Source organism: Pseudomonas sp. FP453 (assembly GCF_030687495.1).
GTDB lineage: Bacteria > Pseudomonadota > Gammaproteobacteria > Pseudomonadales > Pseudomonadaceae > Aquipseudomonas.
In genome coordinates this window covers 698,306-717,469 of the sequence record NZ_CP117435.1, presented here as the reverse complement: position 1 = coordinate 717,469, position 19,164 = coordinate 698,306, and the positions used below count along the sequence as shown (strand labels likewise).

General features: G+C 62.6%; 19 protein-coding genes and 2 pseudogenes. 20 read left to right on the top strand and 1 reads right to left on the bottom strand.

All coding sequences use genetic code 11. From position 1 onward, the window contains the following. Nucleotides 1-19: 19 nt before the first annotated feature. Genes cbiE through PSH87_RS03105 form a run of 4 tightly spaced genes read left to right on the top strand, consistent with a single transcriptional unit; the run spans nt 20 to nt 2,838 of the window. Nucleotides 20-1,225 (top strand): precorrin-6y C5,15-methyltransferase (decarboxylating) subunit CbiE, encoded by a 1,206-nt coding sequence (gene cbiE / locus PSH87_RS03120; RefSeq protein WP_305432488.1) that lies wholly within the window; start codon nt 20-22, stop codon nt 1,223-1,225. Beyond that, complete coding sequence (locus tag PSH87_RS03115) at nt 1,222-1,947, top strand: cobalt-precorrin-6A reductase (RefSeq protein ID WP_305432486.1); 726 nt, start codon at nt 1,222-1,224, stop codon at nt 1,945-1,947. Before cbiE ends, PSH87_RS03115 begins: the two co-directional genes overlap by 4 nt. Nucleotides 1,948-2,002: 55 nt before the next feature. Continuing rightward, nucleotides 2,003-2,353, top strand: a complete 351-nt coding sequence (locus tag PSH87_RS03110; protein ID WP_305432484.1) for a hypothetical protein — start codon at nt 2,003-2,005, stop codon at nt 2,351-2,353. After that, complete coding sequence (locus PSH87_RS03105) at nt 2,350-2,838, top strand: PIN domain-containing protein (protein WP_305432482.1); 489 nt, start codon at nt 2,350-2,352, stop codon at nt 2,836-2,838. Before PSH87_RS03110 ends, PSH87_RS03105 begins: the two co-directional genes overlap by 4 nt. A gap of 92 nt (nt 2,839-2,930) precedes the next feature. Here PSH87_RS03105 and PSH87_RS03100 read toward each other — a convergent pair whose 3' ends face one another. Continuing rightward, nucleotides 2,931-3,107 carry a hypothetical protein gene (locus PSH87_RS03100; protein ID WP_305434387.1) on the bottom strand — a complete coding sequence of 59 codons (177 nt, stop codon included), beginning with the start codon at nt 3,105-3,107 and terminating at the stop codon, nt 2,931-2,933. A 144-nt stretch (nt 3,108-3,251) separates the two neighbouring features. Between PSH87_RS03100 and PSH87_RS03095 the strand changes: the two genes are divergently transcribed. The 16 genes and pseudogenes from PSH87_RS03095 (at nt 3,252) to urtD (ending at nt 19,063) form a co-directional block, all read left to right on the top strand. Continuing rightward, a complete protein-coding gene (locus PSH87_RS03095; RefSeq protein ID WP_185705212.1) occupies nt 3,252-3,560 on the top strand; it encodes a type II toxin-antitoxin system RelE/ParE family toxin in 309 nt (102 codons plus the stop codon). Continuing rightward, nucleotides 3,557-3,844, top strand: a complete 288-nt coding sequence (locus PSH87_RS03090; protein WP_207043650.1) for an addiction module antidote protein — start codon at nt 3,557-3,559, stop codon at nt 3,842-3,844. The genes PSH87_RS03095 and PSH87_RS03090 overlap by 4 nt, the downstream gene beginning before the upstream one ends. Before the next feature lie 97 nt (nt 3,845-3,941). Next, on the top strand, nt 3,942-4,337 hold the full coding sequence (locus PSH87_RS03085; protein ID WP_017738519.1) for a DUF2946 domain-containing protein: 396 nt from the start codon (nt 3,942-3,944) through the stop codon (nt 4,335-4,337). Between the two features lie 46 nt (nt 4,338-4,383). After that, on the top strand, nt 4,384-4,866 hold the full coding sequence (locus PSH87_RS03080) for a copper chaperone PCu(A)C (RefSeq protein WP_017738518.1): 483 nt from the start codon (nt 4,384-4,386) through the stop codon (nt 4,864-4,866). An 11-nt stretch (nt 4,867-4,877) separates the two neighbouring features. Further along, a complete protein-coding gene (locus PSH87_RS03075) occupies nt 4,878-5,279 on the top strand; it encodes a DUF2946 domain-containing protein (RefSeq protein ID WP_305432472.1) in 402 nt (133 codons plus the stop codon). A gap of 93 nt (nt 5,280-5,372) precedes the next feature. Then, nucleotides 5,373-7,433 carry a TonB-dependent copper receptor gene (locus tag PSH87_RS03070; RefSeq protein WP_305432470.1) on the top strand — a complete coding sequence of 687 codons (2,061 nt, stop codon included), beginning with the start codon at nt 5,373-5,375 and terminating at the stop codon, nt 7,431-7,433. Between the two features lie 116 nt (nt 7,434-7,549). Beyond that, on the top strand, nt 7,550-8,932 hold the full coding sequence (locus PSH87_RS03065; RefSeq protein ID WP_305432468.1) for a PepSY domain-containing protein: 1,383 nt from the start codon (nt 7,550-7,552) through the stop codon (nt 8,930-8,932). A gap of 150 nt (nt 8,933-9,082) precedes the next feature. Beyond that, a pseudogene (locus tag PSH87_RS03060) lies at nt 9,083-10,716 on the top strand (TonB-dependent receptor); the annotation flags it as partial. 31 nt (nt 10,717-10,747) lie between these two features. Beyond that, entirely contained in the window at nt 10,748-11,194 is a 447-nt protein-coding gene (locus tag PSH87_RS28750; RefSeq protein WP_370695290.1) for a TonB-dependent receptor domain-containing protein, read from the top strand. Between the two features lie 142 nt (nt 11,195-11,336). After that, nucleotides 11,337-12,119 carry an ABC transporter ATP-binding protein gene (locus PSH87_RS03055; RefSeq protein ID WP_305432466.1) on the top strand — a complete coding sequence of 261 codons (783 nt, stop codon included), beginning with the start codon at nt 11,337-11,339 and terminating at the stop codon, nt 12,117-12,119. Further along, a complete protein-coding gene (locus PSH87_RS03050; RefSeq protein ID WP_305432464.1) occupies nt 12,116-13,063 on the top strand; it encodes an ABC transporter substrate-binding protein in 948 nt (315 codons plus the stop codon). Before PSH87_RS03055 ends, PSH87_RS03050 begins: the two co-directional genes overlap by 4 nt. Beyond that, nucleotides 13,060-14,071 (top strand): annotated as a pseudogene (locus tag PSH87_RS03045) (FecCD family ABC transporter permease). Before PSH87_RS03050 ends, PSH87_RS03045 begins: the two are co-directional and overlap by 4 nt. 186 nt (nt 14,072-14,257) lie before the next feature. Continuing rightward, nucleotides 14,258-15,523: an urea ABC transporter substrate-binding protein gene (gene urtA / locus PSH87_RS03040; protein WP_305432462.1), complete on the top strand. Its 1,266-nt coding sequence runs from the start codon at nt 14,258-14,260 to the stop codon at nt 15,521-15,523. A 140-nt stretch (nt 15,524-15,663) separates the two neighbouring features. After that, nucleotides 15,664-17,166: an urea ABC transporter permease subunit UrtB gene (urtB, locus tag PSH87_RS03035; protein ID WP_305432460.1), complete on the top strand. Its 1,503-nt coding sequence runs from the start codon at nt 15,664-15,666 to the stop codon at nt 17,164-17,166. Beyond that, nucleotides 17,166-18,233, top strand: coding sequence for an urea ABC transporter permease subunit UrtC (gene urtC, locus PSH87_RS03030; protein ID WP_305432458.1), 1,068 nt, complete (start codon nt 17,166-17,168; stop codon nt 18,231-18,233). Before urtB ends, urtC begins: the two co-directional genes overlap by 1 nt. Continuing rightward, complete coding sequence (gene urtD / locus PSH87_RS03025; RefSeq protein ID WP_026137014.1) at nt 18,230-19,063, top strand: urea ABC transporter ATP-binding protein UrtD; 834 nt, start codon at nt 18,230-18,232, stop codon at nt 19,061-19,063. Before urtC ends, urtD begins: the two co-directional genes overlap by 4 nt. Nucleotides 19,064-19,164 lie beyond the last annotated feature (101 nt).

Sequence of the window (19,164 nt, the reverse complement as noted above, 5' to 3'; positions counted from 1 at the left end):
TGTCGCTCAAGGAATCTTTATGTCGCCCTGGCTGACGGTTGTAGGCATCGGTGAAGACGGCTTCAAGGGCCTGGGCCGCAATGCCCGGCACGCCCTGTTGCGCGCCACGCGGATTATAGGTGCTCAGCGCCAGTTAGACCTGTTGCCGGTGTGTATTCGTGGCGCGCGCGAGGTGTGGCCGAGCCCGTTTTCACTGGAGCCGCTGCTGGCGCGGCGCGGCGAGCCCGTGTGCGTGCTGGCCAGCGGCGATCCGATGTTCTACGGCGTGGGCGCGAGCCTGGCACGGCAGGTGGCGGCGGATGAGCTGCTGATCCTGCCGGCACCGTCGTCGGTGTCGTTGGCGGCGGCGCGCTTGGGCTGGCCGTTGCAGGACGTGGTGACGCTGTCCGTGGTGGCGCGGCCGTTGGCGGCGTTGAATGCGCATCTGGCCAGTGGCGTGCGGTTGTTGGTGTTGAGCAATGACGGCGGCAGTCCGGCGTTGATTGCCGCGTTGTTGGCCGCGTCCGGGTTTGGGCCGAGCCGCATGTCTGTGTTTGAGCACTTGGGCGGCTCGGATGAACGGCGTCTTGATGGGCGAGCTGTGGATTGGCAACACGCGTCAGTCGCCGATTTGAATCTGGTTGCCATCGACTGTGTGGCCTCTGGCGAAACACCCCGCCTGTCACGTCTGGCCGGCCTGCCCGATTCGGCATTCAAACACGACGGCCAACTGACCAAACGGGATGTGCGCGCCATGACCCTCGCCCGCCTCGCGCCGATGCCCGGCGAATTGCTGTGGGATGTGGGCGCGGGCAGCGGTTCCATCGGGATTGAGTGGATGCGTGCGCAACCGAGTTGCCGCGCGCTGGCGATTGAAGCCGACGAAGGTCGCCAAGGCCTGATCGAACACAACCGCGACGCCCTCGGCGTGCCCGGCCTGCAACTGATTCGCGGCAAGGCGCCCGAGGCGTTGAGTAGCCTGGAAGCCCCGGATGCGATCTTCATCGGCGGCGGCGTGACCCGCGAGGGCGTGCTCGACACCTGCTGGCAACACCTGCGGCCGGGCGGGCGCCTCGTCGCCAACGCCGTGACCCTGCAAAGTGAAATGACCCTGATGGACTGGCGCGCCCGGCATGGCGGCGAACTGACGCGCATCCACGTGGCCCAGGCGCAGCCGCTGGGGGAGTTTGATACGTGGCGGCAGGCGTTGCCGATTACGTTGCTGGAAGTGGTCAAGCCACTATGAAACGTATCCTGCTGCTGGGCGGCGTGACGGAAGCGCTGGCCATCGCCCGCACCTTGGGCTCGGAACATATCTACAGTTTGGCCGGTGTTGGGCGCGTGCCCACCGACCTGACCTGCCAGGTGCGGGTCGGCGGTTATGGCGGCGCTGAGGGCTTGGCGCAGTTTGTCCGGGATGAGGGCATTGGCCTGATTCTCGACGCCACCCATCCGTATGCAGCGCAGATCAGCCGCAATGCTGCCGAGGCCGCGCAGTTGAGCGGCGTGCCCTGTTGGGCCTTGCGCCGCCCGGCGTGGCAGCCGCAGGCGGGGGATGATTGGCGGGAGGTCAGTGATTGGACGTCGTTGATTGAAGCGTTGAAACCCTTCAAGCGCCCGTTGTTCACGTTGGGGCGGGAGCCATTGCAGCACCTTGATGAAATCCCGCCGGAGCAGTTCTGGACGTTGCGCGCGCTGGATGTGTATCCGGGAAATGAGCGCTGCGAAGTGATCGGCGCGCGCGGGCCGTTTCTGATCGAGGATGAGCGGGTGCTGTTCGAGCGGCGTGGGATTGATGTGCTGATCAGCAAGAACAGCGGGAGCACGGCAACGGAGCCGAAGCTGGAAGTGGCAAGGGAGCTTGGAGTGCCGGTGTTGGTGTTGAAGCGGCCGGTGTTGGCGGCGGTGGATCGAGAGCTTTTGTCGCCCGCAGAAACAATCGATTCGTTGGCAGATTTCATGCGATAGATCAGGATCATCCGCCAGCCTCTATCCACTCTATTTGTTACCTCAAGGGACGGCGATGAACCCACAACATGAAGTGCTACACTCCAAAAACAGTTCAAGCCAGACTCAACTCTATTCAGGGGCTGACATGATAGAAGTAAAAGAAGCGGTGAAAGTTGCCAAGGCGGCGGCAAACGACTTTCTCGGGCAAGAAACTGTGCTACAGGACCTGATGCTTGAAGAAGTTGAGTTGAGCCCCGACAACAAGACATGGGCAATAACACTCGGCTTTAACGCCCCAAACCCTGATAAATATGAGCGGTTAGGTGCCACCTTGGCTGGGCAAATGTATTCGAGAAAATATAAAACCTTCATTATCGACTCGGAGACGGGTGAGTTCCGCTCCATGAAGATCCGCGAAGTATGATGGATGCTTATATAAAGCAATATCGAAGAAAGGGAATCATAGTCGACACCAACCTGTTACTCTTGGCACTGATAGGTGGCACGTCCAGCATCATGGAATTCAAGAGAACAAGCGGTTATACCGATGATGACTACAAGCTTCTTCTCAAACTGATTGATCAATTCGAAAAACTTATCTCAACCCCTCATATTCTTGCAGAAGTCAGCAACCTGACAAATGGGCTGTATGGGAGCAAGCTGCACGACTTCTATGAAACTTTGAAAAATTCACTATCAACAATAATTGAAATCCATCACCCGGCCTCGGATATAAGTCGCGACTATGAGCTGGCTCCCTACGGTCTTACTGATGTGGGCATTGTCGCTGCCGCAAAAGATAAATATCTGGTTTTGACGGATGATCTTAGAGTGGCTGGTTTTGCTCATCAACATTGCGTGGATGTCGTGAACTTCAATCACATCCGCGAAGCGAGTTGGGAAGTCTAAGGCGCGATGCCATTGTGGGCGCTGGCTTGCCAGCGATGAGGCCCACATGTTCACTGCAAGTTTCAAAGGCCTCATCGGCGGCAAGCCGGCTCTTACAGTGGAGAGGCGACGCGCACACGATCCGCGAGCAACTGCGCCAGTTCAATCAAATGCGCAACGCCGAGCAATTCCTCTCGTTTCGAGCCTTCCAGATTAAACGCCAGGTCGCAGCTCAGCGCATTGGCGGAGGCCAGGTTTTCGTCGGAAAAGCCGAATCCACCTACAAACACTTCCGAACCAGCTGGCTGGCTCAGCCAAAAGTCCCCGCCCTAACCTCCCCCATGCGGTTTCGCATCAGCTAGCAGCAATGGGGATGCCTGCGTTTGCAGTGCGTCGCAACTTGCCATCGTGTATCCCAAGGAATACGATCAGAGATGATTCATTTCAAGAAATCCAAGGAGTTTCAGGAGTGGCTCGTTTCATTACGCAGAAATCCTGCCCGCGCCCGCGTAATGACAAGGCTAGATAACGCAACGTATGGCAATTTCGGAGACTGCGTTTCAGTAGGAAACGGCGTATCAGAAATGCGCATCCACTATGGTCCTGGGTATCGGATTTACTTCACGCGTAAGGGCGATGTGGTTTACCTACTGCTGATAGGAGGCGATAAATCAACTCAGAAGCGCGACATCCAACACGCGAAGAAAATTGCTGAAGACTTTGAAAAAAGGAGTAACCCATGACTGAATTTACAGATTTCGACGTCGCGGACTACCTCAAGACCCCCGAGGACATGGCCGAGTACCTTGAAGCCGCTTTCGAAGAGGATTGCGGGGATGGACTGCTGATTCGTACGGCCCTGAACAACATCGCCCGTGCCCAAGGCATGACCCAAATCGCCCGCGACGCCGGCCTCGGCCGCGAAAGCCTATACAAAGCCCTATCCACCACTGGCAACCCCGAATTCGCAACTATCATGAAGGTCATGAAAGCACTGGGCCTCAAGCTTCACGCCACAGCGATCTGATAGCACTGCGACACCAAACCACACCACCCCTTTTTACTTATCCCCTACGATCAGGCTAAATACCCACCTGATCGTTTAACCCTACGGATTGTCCGCCATGGCCCGTCAACGCTTTGCAATCGCCTGGATCGCCTGCCTTGCAGTGCTGTTCAACGCCTTTGCCATGCCAATGGCCAGCGCGATGCAGCAATCCCAGGACCCGGTGCAGCAATTGTTGTGGGGCAGTTTCTGTTCCTCCAATGGCGCCACGCTCAAGACCATCGCCCTGGGCAAGCTGGACATCCCGGCACCGCAGCAGGACGATCACTCCACCATGCAGCATTGCTGGTGTTGCTCGGGCTCCGCGCCGTTGGTGGCGTTGCCGGGGCATGTGCCGCAGTTGTACCTCACCCAATTCAACACCGCTCAAAGCTTGCCGCCGCCCCAGTTGCAAAGCCCGACCCCGCGCCAGCAATGGCCGAGCCTCAACCCGCGCGCCTCTCCAACGGCCTGATGTCTTCGCAAGTGAACTGCGTTTAGAACCGTTCTGGAGAACTGCCATGCTCAAATCTTCCCTGCTTCTGGCCGCGTTGCTGCTGCCGGTGTTCAGTGCTGCCAATGCCGATGACTACAAGGCCGGCGACCTGCTGGTCAGCGACCCCTGGTCCCAGGAGTTGCCGCCGAATGCGCCAACGGTGGCGGCGTACTTTGTGATTCATAACACCGGCGAAACGCCGGACCGCCTGCTCAGCGTCGAGACGCCCGTCGCCGACAAGGCCGAGTTGCATGAACACGTCATGCAGGGCGACCTGATGAAGATGCAGCAAGTCCCCAACGTCGCCGTGCCCGCCAAGGGCGAGCTGACTTTCGCGCCGATGGCCTACCACGTCATGCTGCTGGGCCTCAAAGACCGCAGCCTGTTGGCCGACGGCAAGCAATTCCCGCTGACCCTCACCTTCGAAAAAGCCGGCAAGGTCGAGGTCGAAGTGTCGGTGCAAAAGGTGCCGCCGATGGCCGCCCACGAGCATAAACACGCCCACTAGGCCAACACTCGATGGGCGCCCCCCGCGCCAGGTTGTCGCCACACGCCCGCGTAACGCGCGGCAGTTGGATCAGCCTGTTCGCCATGCTGATGATCTTTATCGGTCCGCTGATTTCCCAAGCGATGCCGATGGATCATCACGCCGGTATGTCGATGAGCATGTCCATGGACATGCCGATGGACCACGGCGAATCCCATCACCCCAAAGCCCCTGACGAACACCACGCCCTCTGGGCCAAGTGCGGCTATTGCGACCTGCTCTACAGCTGCCCCGCCCTGCCCGGCGGCGTTTCCACGCTCACCCTCGGCGCCCCATCGCCGGCCACCGCCCTCACCCCCGCCACGCGCCTCGGACATGCCCGGCAGAGCATCTTCCCCGGCGCCCGCAGCCGCGCGCCGCCCATCATCGCGTAAGCACTTCACAGCGTTACTTCACCCCGGCCGACTTTAGACAGACAGCCGCAGGCTGCTGGCCGTGTTGTTTACGATTGATTGATGGAATTTGTCATGTCCAGGTTTACTGCTGACTCCCGTTTGGGATGTACCCCCGTGTTCGCCGTTCTGTGCGGCGCACTCTTGGTGCCACTGGCTCACGCCGATGAAAACGAACTGAGCCCCACCGTCATCACCGCGATTGCCCCCAGCTCACCGCTGACCGTGATCACCAACCCCAAGGACCCGCGCCAACCGGTGCCCGCCAGCGATGGCGGCGACTACCTCAAGACCATCCCGGGCTTTGCCCTGGTGCGCAACGGCGGCACCAACGGCGACCCGGTGCTGCGCGGCATGTTTGGCTCGCGCCTGAATATCCTCACCAATGGCAGCATGATGCTCGGCGCCTGCCCCGGCCGCATGGACGCGCCGACCTCGTACATTTCCCCGGAAACCTACGACAAGCTCACCGTGATCAAAGGCCCGCAAACCGTGCTCTGGGGCCCGGGCGCTTCCGCCGGCACCATCCTGTTCGAACGTGAACCGGAGCAGTTCGGCGAGTTGGGCACACGCCTCAACGCCAGCGTGCTGGCCGGCTCCAACGGGCGCTTCGACAAGGTCATCGATGCCGCCGCCGGTGGCCCGCTTGGCTATGTGCGAGTGATCGGCAACCAGGCCCACGCCGATGACTACAAGGACGGCAACAACGACACCGTCGCCTCGCGCTACGACAAGTGGAACGGTGACGTGGCCGTCGGCTTCACCCCCGACGCCGACACCCTGCTGGAACTCACCGCCGGCCGTGGCGATGGCGAAGCGCGCTACGCCGGACGCGGCATGGACGGCTCGCAGTTCCTGCGGGAAAGCCTCGGGTTGCGCTTCGAAAAATCCAACATCGGCGAGGTGCTGGACAAGGTCGAGGCCCAGGTCTACTACAACTACGCCGACCATGTGATGGACAACTACACACTGCGCACGCCGTCCGGCACCGGGATGATGGCCGGGCCGATGGCGTCCAACGTCGACCGCCGCACTCTTGGCGCGCGGATCAAGGCCACCTGGCGCTGGGCCGATGTGCAGTTGATCAGCGGCCTCGATGCGCAGACCAACGAACACCGCCAGCGCAGCAGCATGGGCATCGACACCTACAAGGACCTGCCCCGGGTCAAGGACGCCAACTTCCACAACTACGGGGTGTTCGGCGAACTCACCTGGTACGCCGCCGACCGCGAGCGCCTGATCACCGGCGCGCGCCTGGACCGCGCCTCGGCCAAGGATTTCCGCCAGCGCACCGGCTCCGGCATGAGCGCCCGCGCCAACCCGACGGCCGACAACACCCGCGCCGACACCTTGCCGTCCGGCTTCGTGCGTTATGAACACGACTTGGCCGACAGCCCCACCACCCTCTACGCCGGCCTGGGCCATTCGGAACGCTTCCCCGACTACTGGGAACTGTTTTCGCCGAACACCGGCGCAGCGGGTGCGGTGAATGCCTTCGACGGCGTGAAACCGGAGAAGACCACCCAACTCGACTTCGGCGCGCAGTACAAAAGCGCCGACCTCGAAGCCTGGGCCTCGGGCTACATCGGCCGCGTGCAGGACTTCATCCTGTTCGACTACAAGCCTGGGATGATGGGCACCACCTCCCAGGCGCGCAATGTCGACGCACGGATCATGGGCGGCGAACTGGGCGCGGCGTACAAGCTGACGCGCCACTGGAAAACCGACGCCACCCTCGCCTACGCCTGGGGCAAGAACAGCAGCGACGGCAAGGCCCTGCCCCAAATGCCGCCGCTGGACGCGCGCCTGGGCCTCACCTACAGCGAAGACGACTGGAGCGCCGGCGCCTTGTGGCGGGTGGTCGCGGCACAAAACCGCATCGACCCGAACAAGGGCAACGTGGTCGGCAAGGACTACGACAAGAGCGGCGGCTTTGGCGTGTTCTCGTTGAACGCGGCGTACCGCATCAACAAAAACTTCAAGGTCAGCACCGGTGTGGACAACCTGTTCGGCAAGGCCTACGCCGAGCATTTGAACCTGGCGGGCAACGCCGGGTTCGGCTACCCGGCCAATGACCCGCAGGCCATCAAGGAGCCTGGTCGCACGCTGTGGACCAAGGTCGACATGAGCTTCTAAAAGCATCGCGGGCAAGCCCGCTCCCACAGGGAAACGCATTCCAACTGTGGGAGCTGGCTTGCCTGCGATGGCGGCCTGACTAACTACAATAAATCTAGCTTTGCGGAGCATCCCTGATGAGCACCCCAAAAGTTTCCTTCTACAACCTGGCCTGGCGCTGGCATTTCTACGCCGGCCTCTTCGTCGCCCCCTTCATGGTGCTGCTGGCCCTGACCGGCATCATCTACCTGTTCAAACCCCAGCTCGACCCGCTGATGTACGGCGACTTGCTCACCGTCCCGGCCGCCGAACACGCGCTGACCGCCGACGAGCAACTGCAACGCGCCAAAGCCGCCTACCCCCAGGCCGCCATCAGCCAATACCTGCCGCCCGCGACCGCCACCCGCAGCGCGCAATTCGTGCTGCACGACAAAGGCCGCGAACTCACGGTATTCATCGACCCCTATCGCGGCAGCGTCCTCGGTGAGCAGGACGCCAAGTACAACCTGCAAGCCATCGCCCGCGCCCTGCACGGTGAGCTGATGATCGGCACCGTCGGCGACCGCCTGGTGGAGCTCGCCGCCGGTTGGGGCGTGATGTTGGTGGTGTCCGGCGTGTACCTCTGGTGGCCGCGCGGTAGATCGCCGGCCGGTGTGTTGTGGCCACGCTTCAGCAGTCGCGGCCGCGTGCTCTGGCGCGACCTGCACGCCGTCACCGGTTTCTGGGGCGCGGCGCTGTTGCTGGTGATGCTGCTCAGCGGCATGACCTGGACCGGCTTCTGGGGCAAGCAATACGCCGACCTGTGGAACAAATTCCCCGCCGCGATGTGGAACGACGTGCCGCAGTCAGACCAGCAGGCGCGCGTGCTCAATACCGCGAGCCAACAGACCGTGCCCTGGGCCATGGAAAACACGCCGATGCCGATGTCCGGCGACCACGCCGAGCACATGAACCACGGCGCCATGCATTCTGCTCCCGCCGCGCCGACCCTGCGTCTGCAACAGGTGGTGGATTTGGCCAACGCACGCAAGGTCGAGCCCGGCTACAGCATCACCTTCCCCACCACCGCCGAAGGCGTGTTCACCGTCGCGGTGTTCGCCGACGACCCGCGCAACGACGCCACCCTGCATGTGGACCAGTACACCGGCAAGGTCCTCGCCGATGTGCGCTGGCAGCACTACAACACCGTCGCCCGCGCCACCGAAACCGGGGTGATGCTGCACGAAGGCAAGATGTTCGGCTGGGTCAACCAACTGATCGTGTTGCTGATCTGCCTGATGATCCTGCTCAGCGCCGTCAGCGGCGTGGTGATCTGGTGGAAGCGCAAACCCCAGGGCAAGCTCGGGGTGCCGCCGCTGCGCCATGACCTGCCGAAGTGGAAAACCGCGATGGTGATCATGCTCGGCCTGGCGATAATTTTCCCGTTGGTGGGCGCGTCGTTGATCCTCGTGTGGGCCTTGGATCGCCTGGTGCTGTCACGGTTTTTCAACCGACATGAATCTGCCTCAGGTTCGACATGAAACCCGTGAGATGCCCGCCATAGACCACTTCTGTAGCCTTGCGCGACGTTTTGCCGCGCAGCGAATAAGTGTTAACTTATAACACTTACTGCGTTATCGTTGCTCGCCGCGCCCTGCGGCGAGCACCCTGCCAAGAAGACTGATCAACCGATGAACAAGTACCTCGCGTCCGGGCTGTGCCTGCTCGCCCTGCACACCAGCGCCCAGGCCCTGACCCTGCCCGCCAGCCCCGTCACCGCTCCGGCTGTCGATGATGAACACATCGACCTGAAGACCCCGACCACCGCCGGTTCGCGCCTGAACCTCACGGCCCTGCAAACCCCCGGCAGCGTCGAAAGCCAGACCGGCGCGCAAATCCGTGAACGGGGCGACGCCAGCGTGCAGGACGCGATTTCCCGCGCCACCGGCATCAGCCGCACCGGCACGCCGGGCGACGGCGGCACCTCGCTGTCGGCCCGTGGCTTTACCGGCCAGGGCTCGGTGATGCAGCTCTACGACGGCACCCGCATGTACATGGGCATGGGCACCTCGACCTTCCCGGTGGACACCTGGGCAGTGGAACGCGTGGATGTTTTGCGCGGCCCGGCCTCGGTGCTGTACGGCGAAGGCGCCACCGGCGCGGTGATCAACACCCTGCCGAAAAAGCCCTTCGAAGGCGAGATCGAAAACCACATCCGCCTCGGCTACGGTTCCTATGACCGCCAGCAACAGGCCCTCGACAGCGGCGGTTCGCTGACCGACACCCTGAGCTATCGCCTCAACCTCAACCGCCTGCGCAGCAACGGTTTCATCGACCGTGGCGAATCCAGCAGCGACTTCATCAGCGGCGCCCTGCGCTGGCAGGCGGCGGACAACCTCAGCTTCACCCTCGCCAGCGATTACGGCGACCAGCGCCCGCAAAACTACTTCGGCACGCCGCTGATCAACGGCCAATTGCACAAAGGCCTGCGCGAGAAAAACTACAACGTCCGCGACGACATCCAACACTACAACGACCAGTGGACGCGCCTGACCAGCGAGTGGCAGATCAGCGATAACGTCAGCGCCAGCAACGAGCTGTTCTACCTGAAAAACCAGCGCCGCTGGCAGAACGCCGAGAACTACAACTTCACCGACGGCCAGCTCACCCGCAGCGGCAACTACGGGATCAAGCACAACCAGGAACAGGTCGGCGACCGCCAGACGTTCACCTTCAAGCACACCCTGTTCGGCCTCGACAGCCAGACCGTGAGCGGCGTGGAATACAACCGCATCCGCTTCCGCCTGGCCAGCAACTCGCCGTTCACCGACAGCTTTGCCGATGGCCAACCCATCGACGTGAACCATCCGGCACCCGGCCAGTTCGCAAGCGACAGCGCGTTCCAACCGCTGTTCGCCACCACCACCAAAACCGTCGCCGGCTTCGCCGAAAACCGCCTGCAACTCACCGATCAACTGGCGCTGGTCACCGGCATCCGTCGCGACTACGCGCCCACGTCGACCGCGACAACCTGCGCACCGGCGAGCAGTCCGACAAGACCCTCACCGGCAATAACTGGAAAGCCGGCCTGGTCTACGCGATCACCCCGGACACCTCGCTCTACGGCCAGTACGCCACCAGCACCGACGGCGTCGGCGGCCTGATTTCCCTGAGCCCCGGTCAGCAGCAGTTCGACCTGTCCACCGCCAAGCAAACCGAGATCGGTATCAAGCAAGCCTTCTGGGACCAGCGTGGCGAGTGGACCCTGGCCGCGTACCACATCGTCAAAAAGAAACTGCTCACCGACGTACCGGGCGACCCGAGCCGCCAGCAGCAAGTCGGCCAGCAATCCTCTCGTGGCCTGGAAGCCAGCCTCGACCTGCAACTGCCCCCACGCCTGGGCCCTGCAAGCCAACGCGGCGCTGGTGCATGCGCAATACGACGACTTCAAGCAGGACGTCAACGGCGTGCAAGTCTCCCGCGACGGCAACCGCCCGGTGGACGTACCGCGCCGCACCGCCAACCTGTGGCTGAGCAAGGCCGTGACCGACGACATCCGCGCCGGTGCCGGCGTGCGGTATGTGGATGCGCGGTATGCCGACATGGCTAATCAAAATGAGCTGCCGAGCTATACCGTGGTGGATGCGACGGTGTCGTGGAAGGCGATGCGCAATACCACGCTGGGGTTGCAGTTGAATAACCTGTTTGATCGCACCTATGCGGTCAGCCAATACAATGATGGGCAGCAGTGGATCCTCGGTGAACCGCGCTCGTTCTTCGTCACGGCGGACTACACCTTCTAACCGAACACACCACAGAGCCCCATGTGGGAGCTGGCTTGCCTGCGATAGCGGTCAACCTGGCAGAGATGTATTGCCTGATCCACCGCTATCGCAGGCAAGCCAGCTCCCACAGTTTTGATCTGCGTTGGACCTGAGAGTATTGATGACATCGCTAACCCTAACTGACCTCAATTGGTCCCCCGCAGGCCACTGCCATCACCAGTTCCACCTGCGTGACGCCAGCCTGCAGGTCGGTGCGGGGGAGTTCGTCGGCCTGATCGGCCCCAACGGCAGCGGCAAGACCAGCCTGCTGCGCTGCGCCTATCGCTTTACCCAGCCGGCGCGCGGCGACGTCATGTTCGACCACCAGAACGTGTGGAAGCAAAGCGCCAAATGGTGCGCGCAACGCATCGCCGTGGTGCTCCAGGAATTTCCCGATGCCTTCGGCCTACGGGTGGATGAAGTGGTCGCCATGGGCCGCACGCCCCACAAAGGCGTGTTCGATGGCGATACGCTGCACGACCAGCAGCTGGTGCAAACCGCGCTCGAATCAGTGGGCATGCACGGCTTCGAAGACCACGCCTTCGCCACCCTTTCCGGCGGTGAAAAACAACGGGGGATCCTCGCCCGCGCCCTGGCCCAGCAACCGCAATTGCTGATTCTCGACGAGCCCACCAACCACCTCGACCCGCGCTACCAGCTGGAGCTGCTGCGGTTGGTCAAGCGCCTGAACATCGGCACCCTGGCGAGCATCCACGACCTGAACCTGGCCGCCGCTTTCTGTGACCGCCTGTACGTGATCCACCACGGGCGCATCGTCGCCAGCGGCACGCCCCATGAAGTGCTGACCGCCGAACTGCTGCGCGAAGTGTTTGGCGTCGAAGCCTTGATCGACCGCCATCCCTTGTCCGACCACCCCCGAATCACCTGGATAACCCAACCATGATCCTGCGTTCCCTGCTGGCTGTAGCCCTGTTGTCCGGTGCCGCTGAAGCCTTCGCCGAGGCCACCCATTACCCGGTCACCGTGAAAAGCTGCAACCGCGACGTAACCTTTCAGGAAGCGCCCAAGCACGCCGTCAGCCACGACATCAACATGACCCAGATGATGCTCGCCCTCGGCCTCAAGCCGCGCATGGCCGGCTACAGCGGCGTGACCGGCTGGAAGTCGGTGACGCCGGAAATGGCCAATACCCTCGACGGTTTGCCGGAACTGGCGAGCAAATATCCCTCGGTAGAAACCCTGCTCAACGCCAACGTGGATTTCTTCTTCGCCGGCTGGGACTACGGCATGCGCGTCGGCGGCGACCTCACGCCAGCCACGCTGCAACCCTTGGGCATCAACGTGTACGAGCTGACCGAATCCTGCGCCTTCGTGATGAAGCGCCCGGCCGCGACACTGGAGGACACCTATAACGACCTGCGCAACCTGGGCAGGATCTTCGACGTGCAAGACCGCGCCAACACCCTGATCGCGCAGATGCAGGCCCAGGTCGATGAGGTGCAAAAAGACCTGCCGGCCGATAAACCCCGCGTGTTCCTCTTCGACAGCGGCGAAGACCGCGCCATGACCTCCGGCCGCCTGGGCATGCCCCAGGCGCTGATTGCGGCGGCCGGTGGGCGCAATATCCTCGATGACGTGGACGCCAGCTGGACCCGCGTCAACTGGGAAACCGTGGTAGAGCGCAACCCGCAGGTGATCGTGATCGTCGATTACAGCGAAATCACCGCCGAGCAGAAACAGGCGTTCCTGCTGAACAGCCCCGCATTGCAAGGCGTGGATGCGATCAAGAACCAGCGTTTTATCGTGATCCCGTATGTGCAGGCCACGCCGGGCATCGACAACGTGCTGGCCGTCGAGACGCTGGCCAAGGGGTTCCACGGCGAATGATCAGCCGTCGCTATGCCTTGTTGCTCGCGGCCCTGGCTGCGCTGTTGCTGGTGTCCTGCGTCCTCTCGCTGGGCTTTGGACCGGCGCGGGTGCCGGTGGACGTGGTGTGGCGGATCATGCTGCACAAGGCCTTTGGCATCGGCGAGGTGAATTGGCCGGCGGGGCAGGAACATATCGTCTGTCTGATTCGCGTGCCGCGCATGTTGCTGGGCGCGTTGGTCGGCGCCGGGTTGGCCTTGATTGGCGCGGTGTTGCAGGCCGTCACGCGCAATCCCGCTGGCTGATCCGCACCTGCTGGGCGTCACGTCCGGCGCCACTTTGGGCGCAGTGATCGTGGTGCTGCACGTGGGTGAAATCGTCGGCCTGCTGACCTTGCCCATCGCCGCCTTCATCGGCGCCTTGGCAAGCATGCTGGTGGTGCTGGCGGTGGCCAGTCGCAATGGCCGCCTGGAGAGTGATCGCCTGCTGCTGTGCGGCGTGGCTGTGTCGTTTGTGATGATGGCCGCGGCCAATCTGTTGCTGTTCATGGGCGACCATCGCGCCGCGTCGGCGGTGATGTTCTGGATGCTCGGCGGCCTGGGCCTGGCGCGCTGGGAACTGCTGGCGATCCCCACCGCGACGGTGCTGCTGGGGCTGCTGGTGCTGGTCGGCATGGCCCGCCCGCTCAACGCCCTGATGGCCGGCGAGCAGACCGCCGTGACCCTCGGCATCAACGCCCGCACGGTGCGTTTGAAGGTGTTCCTGGTGGCCTCGCTGATGACCGGTGTATTGGTGTCTATCAGCGGCTCCATCGGCTTTGTCGGGCTGATGATCCCGCACATCGCGCGGCGTCTGGTGGGCGCCGAACATCGCCGTTTGTTGCGGGTGTGTGCGCTGCTGGGCAGCCTGTTCCTGGTGTGGGTGGACGTGGCCGCACGCACCCTGATCGCCCCCGAAGACCTGCCCATCGGCGTGGCCACGGCGGCCATCGGCGGGCTGTTTTTCATCGGCCTGATGCGCAAGCGCTGAACGCGCCCCGTTGTAGCGCACTGCGGCGCACCTGGCAGCCCGGCTTGCCATTTCATGGTGCGCCAACCCCTCGTCGCCCCGGGCGAAACGACCATTTCATGCCGTTTCCCGACTAGGCACAGCGCTTGCAATCACCTCCTCGACTTGCACCCCTCATAACAATGTTGAGTTCTCGGAGATTGCACCATGAAGCGTCGCAGCTTGATCAAGGCTTTCACTCTCTCGGCATCCATTGCCGCCATGGGCATGACCTGGACCATCCAGGCCGCCGAGACCATCAAGGTCGGCATCCTGCATTCGCTGTCCGGGACCATGGCCATCTCCGAAACGTCGCTCAAAGACATGGCGCTGATGACCATCGACGAGATCAACGCCAAGGGCGGGGTGAACGGCAAGATGCTTGAACCGGTGGTAGTGGACCCGGCGTCGAACTGGCCGCTGTTTGCCGAGAAAGGCCGGCAGTTGCTGACCCAGGACAAGGTCGCCGTGGTGTTCGGCTGCTGGACCTCGGTGTCGCGCAAATCGGTGTTGCCGGTGTTTGAAGAACTCAACGGCCTGCTGTTCTACCCGGTGCAATACGAAGGCGAAGAGATGTCGCCGAACGTGTTCTACACCGGCGCAGCGCCGAACCAGCAAGCCATCCCGGCCGTGGAATACCTGATGAGCGAAGAAGGCGGCAGCGCCAAGCGCTTCTTCCTGTTGGGCACCGACTACGTGTACCCGCGCACCACCAACAAGATCCTGCGCGCGTTCCTGCATTCCAAAGGCGTGGCGGATAAAGATATCGAAGAGGTCTACACCCCGTTCGGCCACGCCGATTACCAGACCATCGTCGCCAACATCAAGAAATTCTCCGCCGGCGGCAAGACCGCCGTGATCTCCACCGTCAACGGCGACTCCAACGTGCCGTTCTACAAGGAACTGGCCAACCAGGGCCTGAAAGCCACCGACGTACCGGTGGTGGCCTTCTCCGTGGGCGAAGAAGAACTGCGCGGCATCGACACCAAGCCGCTGGTGGGCAACCTCGCCGCCTGGAACTACTTCCAGTCGGTGGAGAACCCGGTGAACAAGAAATTCGTCGCCGACTGGAAAGCCTACGCGAAGAAACATAACCTGCCGGGCGCCGACAAGGCCGTGACCAACGACCCGATGGAAGCCACCTACGTGGGCATCCACATGTGGGCGCAGGCGGCGGAGAAAGCCAAGTCCACCGACGTCGACAAAGTGCGTGAGGCTCTCGGCGGCCAAACCTTCGCCGCGCCGTCGGGCTTCACCCTGACCATGGACAAGACCAACCACCACCTGCACAAGCCGGTGATGATCGGCGAGATCCAGGCCGATGGGCAGTTCTCGGTGGTGTGGCAGACCAATGAGCCGATCCGTGCACAGCCGTGGAGCCCGTACATTCCGGGCAATGACAAGAAGCCGGATTACGCCGTCAAGAGCAACTGATCCGAGGGGTGTCGGCACGTGAGGCCGACACGATCCCTGTGGGAGCTGGCTTGCCTGCGATAGCGGTGCATCAGGCACACCGAGTCGCCGCCATCGCAGGCAAGCCAGCTCCCACATTAGTTTGAGCAAGGCCCAAGACTATGCCCACTGCCCTGTACCGCTTCATCCTCGCCGCCCTGCTGTTGCTGCCTTTCGCCGCACACGCCAGCGACGCCGAAGATTTCCTCGCCGCCAACCCGGCGCAACAAGCCAAGCTTTTGCAAGACTGGGCTGCCCAGCCCGACCCGGCGCGCATCGAGCTGGTGGACGCCCTGCAACAAGGCCAACTCACGCTCAACGGCGAAACCAGGACCGTGCGCCTGAACAACCGCCTGCGCGGCCTGATCGACAACGTCCGCGCCAGCCAGCAATTGCTCGCAGCCGATCCCAAGGTGCGTTTGGCTGCCGCGCAAGCCCTGCAAAAAACCGCGCAACCCGCGCAATTGAAATTCCTCGACCAGCAGGTCGCCAGCGAGACCGATGAGGACGTGCACACCGCCCTCAGCCTGGCCCTGGCCAACCTGCAACTGGTGGACAGCGACCCGGCCGTGCGCCTCGCCGCCGTGCGTTTGCTCGGCAACACCGGCGACCCGCTGGCCCGCACGCGCCTGGAAGCCTTGCTCGCCCCCGGCGTGGAAACCGACGCCGCCGTGCACACCGCCGCCGAAACCAGCCTGGCCCAGGTCAAGCGCAAGTTGATGGTCGGCGAGATCCTCGGCCAGGCCTTCAGCGGCATGTCCCTGGGCTCGATCCTGCTGCTCGCGGCCCTGGGTCTGGCGATCACCTTCGGCCTGCTCGGCGTGATCAACATGGCCCACGGCGAGATGCTGATGCTCGGTGCCTACTCCACCTATGTCGTGCAGATGCTCATGCAGCGTTATGTGCCGCAGGCCATCGAGTTCTACCCGCTGATCGCGCTGCCAGTGGCGTTTTTTGTCACCGCCGCCATCGGCATGGCACTGGAGCGCACGGTGATTCGTCACCTGTATGGCCGGCCGCTGGAAACCCTGCTCGCCACGTGGGGCATCAGCCTGATGCTGATCCAACTGGTACGCCTGGTGTTTGGTGCGCAGAACGTCGAAGTGTCTAACCCCGCCTGGCTGTCCGGCGGCATTCAAGTGCTGCCCAACCTGGTGCTGCCGTACAACCGCATCGTCATCATCGCGTTTGCGCTGTGCGTGGTGGTGCTGACCTGGCTGCTGCTGAACAAGACGCGCCTGGGCCTCAACGTGCGCGCCGTGACCCAGAACCGCAACATGGCGGCCTGCTGCGGCGTGCCCACCGGGCGCGTGGACATGCTCGCGTTTGGCCTCGGTTCCGGTATCGCCGGTTTGGGCGGCGTCGCCCTGAGCCAGATCGGCAACGTCGGCCCGGACCTGGGCCAGAGCTACATCATCGACTCCTTCCTGGTGGTGGTATTGGGCGGTGTCGGCCAGTTGGCCGGTAGCGTCATGGCCGCCTTCGGCCTGGGCATCGCCAACAAGATCCTGGAACCGCAGATCGGCGCCGTGCTCGGCAAGATCCTGATCCTCGCGCTCATCATTCTGTTTATCCAGAAACGCCCGCAAGGACTCTTCGCACTGAAAGGACGGGTGATCGACTGATGAACCAGCCATTGATGCTTACCGCCACGCAAAAAGCCGGGCCCAAGGTGACGATTGCCGTGGGTGCAGTGATCCTGGTCCTGCTGCTGGCGCTGCCGTTGCTGTCGCTGCTGCCGGCCGACAGCGCCTTTCATGTCTCCGCCTACACCCTGACGCTGGTGGGCAAGATCCTCTGCTACGCCATCGTCGCCCTCGCCCTGGATCTGGTGTGGGGCTATGCGGGGATGTTGTCCCTCGGCCACGGTTTGTTCTTTGCCCTCGGCGGTTATGCGATGGGCATGTACCTGATGCGCCAGGCGTCCGGAGATGAGCTGCCGGCGTTCATGACCTTTTTGTCGTGGACCGAACTGCCGTGGTATTGGGTCGGCACCGAACACTTCCTCTGGGCCATGTGCCTGGTTGTATTGGCGCCGGGGTTGCTGGCGCTGGTGTTCGGTTTCTTCGCCTTCCGCTCGCGGATCAAGGGCGTGTATTTCTCGATCATGACCCAGGCCCTGACCTTTGCCGGGATGCTGTTGTTCTTCAGGAACGAGACCGGCTTTGGCGGCAATAACGGCTTCACCAATTTCCGCAGCATCCTCGGTTTTGGCATCACCGAACCGGGCACCCGGGCGGTGCTGTTTGTCGCGACGGTGTTGCTGCTGGTGACGAGCCTGTACATCGGCTGGCGCCTGGCGCAAAGCAAGTTCGGCCGCGTGCTGACGGCGCTGCGCGATGCGGAGAACCGCCTGATGTTCTGTGGCTACGACCCGCGTGGTTTCAAGCTGTTCGTGTGGGTGTTGAGCGCGGTGCTGTGTGGTTTGGCCGGGGCGTTGTATGTGCCGCAGGTGGGCATTATCAACCCCAGTGAGATGTCGCCGACCAACTCCATCGAAGCCGCCGTGTGGGTCGCCCTCGGCGGGCGCGGCACGTTGATCGGCCCGCTGCTCGGCGCCGGCGTGGTCAATGGCATGAAGAGCTGGTTCACCGTGGCCTTCCCGGAATACTGGCTGTTCTTCCTGGGGGCGCTGTTCATCATCGTCACCCTGTACCTGCCCAAGGGCGTGATCGGGCTGCTGAAGAAATGAGGAACGTCATGCTGGAACCTATTTTCGACGCCGGCAGCGGCCGCGATGCCATCGGTATTGGCCAGGCCGCCGGCAAGGGCTTGAACACGCGCCACGGCACCATCCTGACCCTGGAAGACATCAGCGTCAGCTTCGACGGGTTCAAGGCCCTCAACAACTTGAACCTGTACATCGGCGTGGGCGAGTTGCGCTGCATTATCGGCCCCAACGGCGCGGGCAAGACCACGCTGATGGACGTGATCACCGGCAAGACCCGGCCCAGCCATGGCACCGCCTGGTTTGGCGAAAACCTCGACCTCACCGGCATGAGCGAAGTGCAGATCGCCCAGGCCGGCATCGGCCGCAAGTTCCAGAAACCCACGGTGTTCGAAGCCCTCAGCGTGTTCGAAAACCTGGAGCTGGCGCAGAAGACCGACAAGTCCGTGTGGGCCAGCCTGCGCGCGCGCCTGAGTGGCGAGCAGAAGGACCGCATCGACGAAGTCCTCGACACCATCCGCCTGACCGCCTCGGTACAGCGTCCGGCCGGGTTGCTGTCCCACGGGCAGAAGCAGTTCCTCGAGATCGGCATGCTGCTGATGCAGGACCCGCAACTGTTGCTGCTGGACGAACCGGTGGCGGGCATGACCGACGCCGAAACCGAATTCACCGCCGACCTGTTCAAGCGCCTGGCGGGCAAGCACTCGTTGATGGTGGTGGAGCACGACATGGGCTTTGTCGGCGCGATTGCCGACCATGTGACCGTGTTGCACCAGGGCAGCGTGCTGGCTGAAGGGTCGTTGGAGCAGGTGCAGGAAAACGAGCGGGTGATCGAAGTCTATCTCGGTCGCTAACCCAGACACGGACTGCTTTATGTGGGAGCTGGCTTGCCTGCGATAGCGGTGCATCAGGTACACCGCCATCGCAGGCAAGCCAGCTCCCACATTTGAACCGG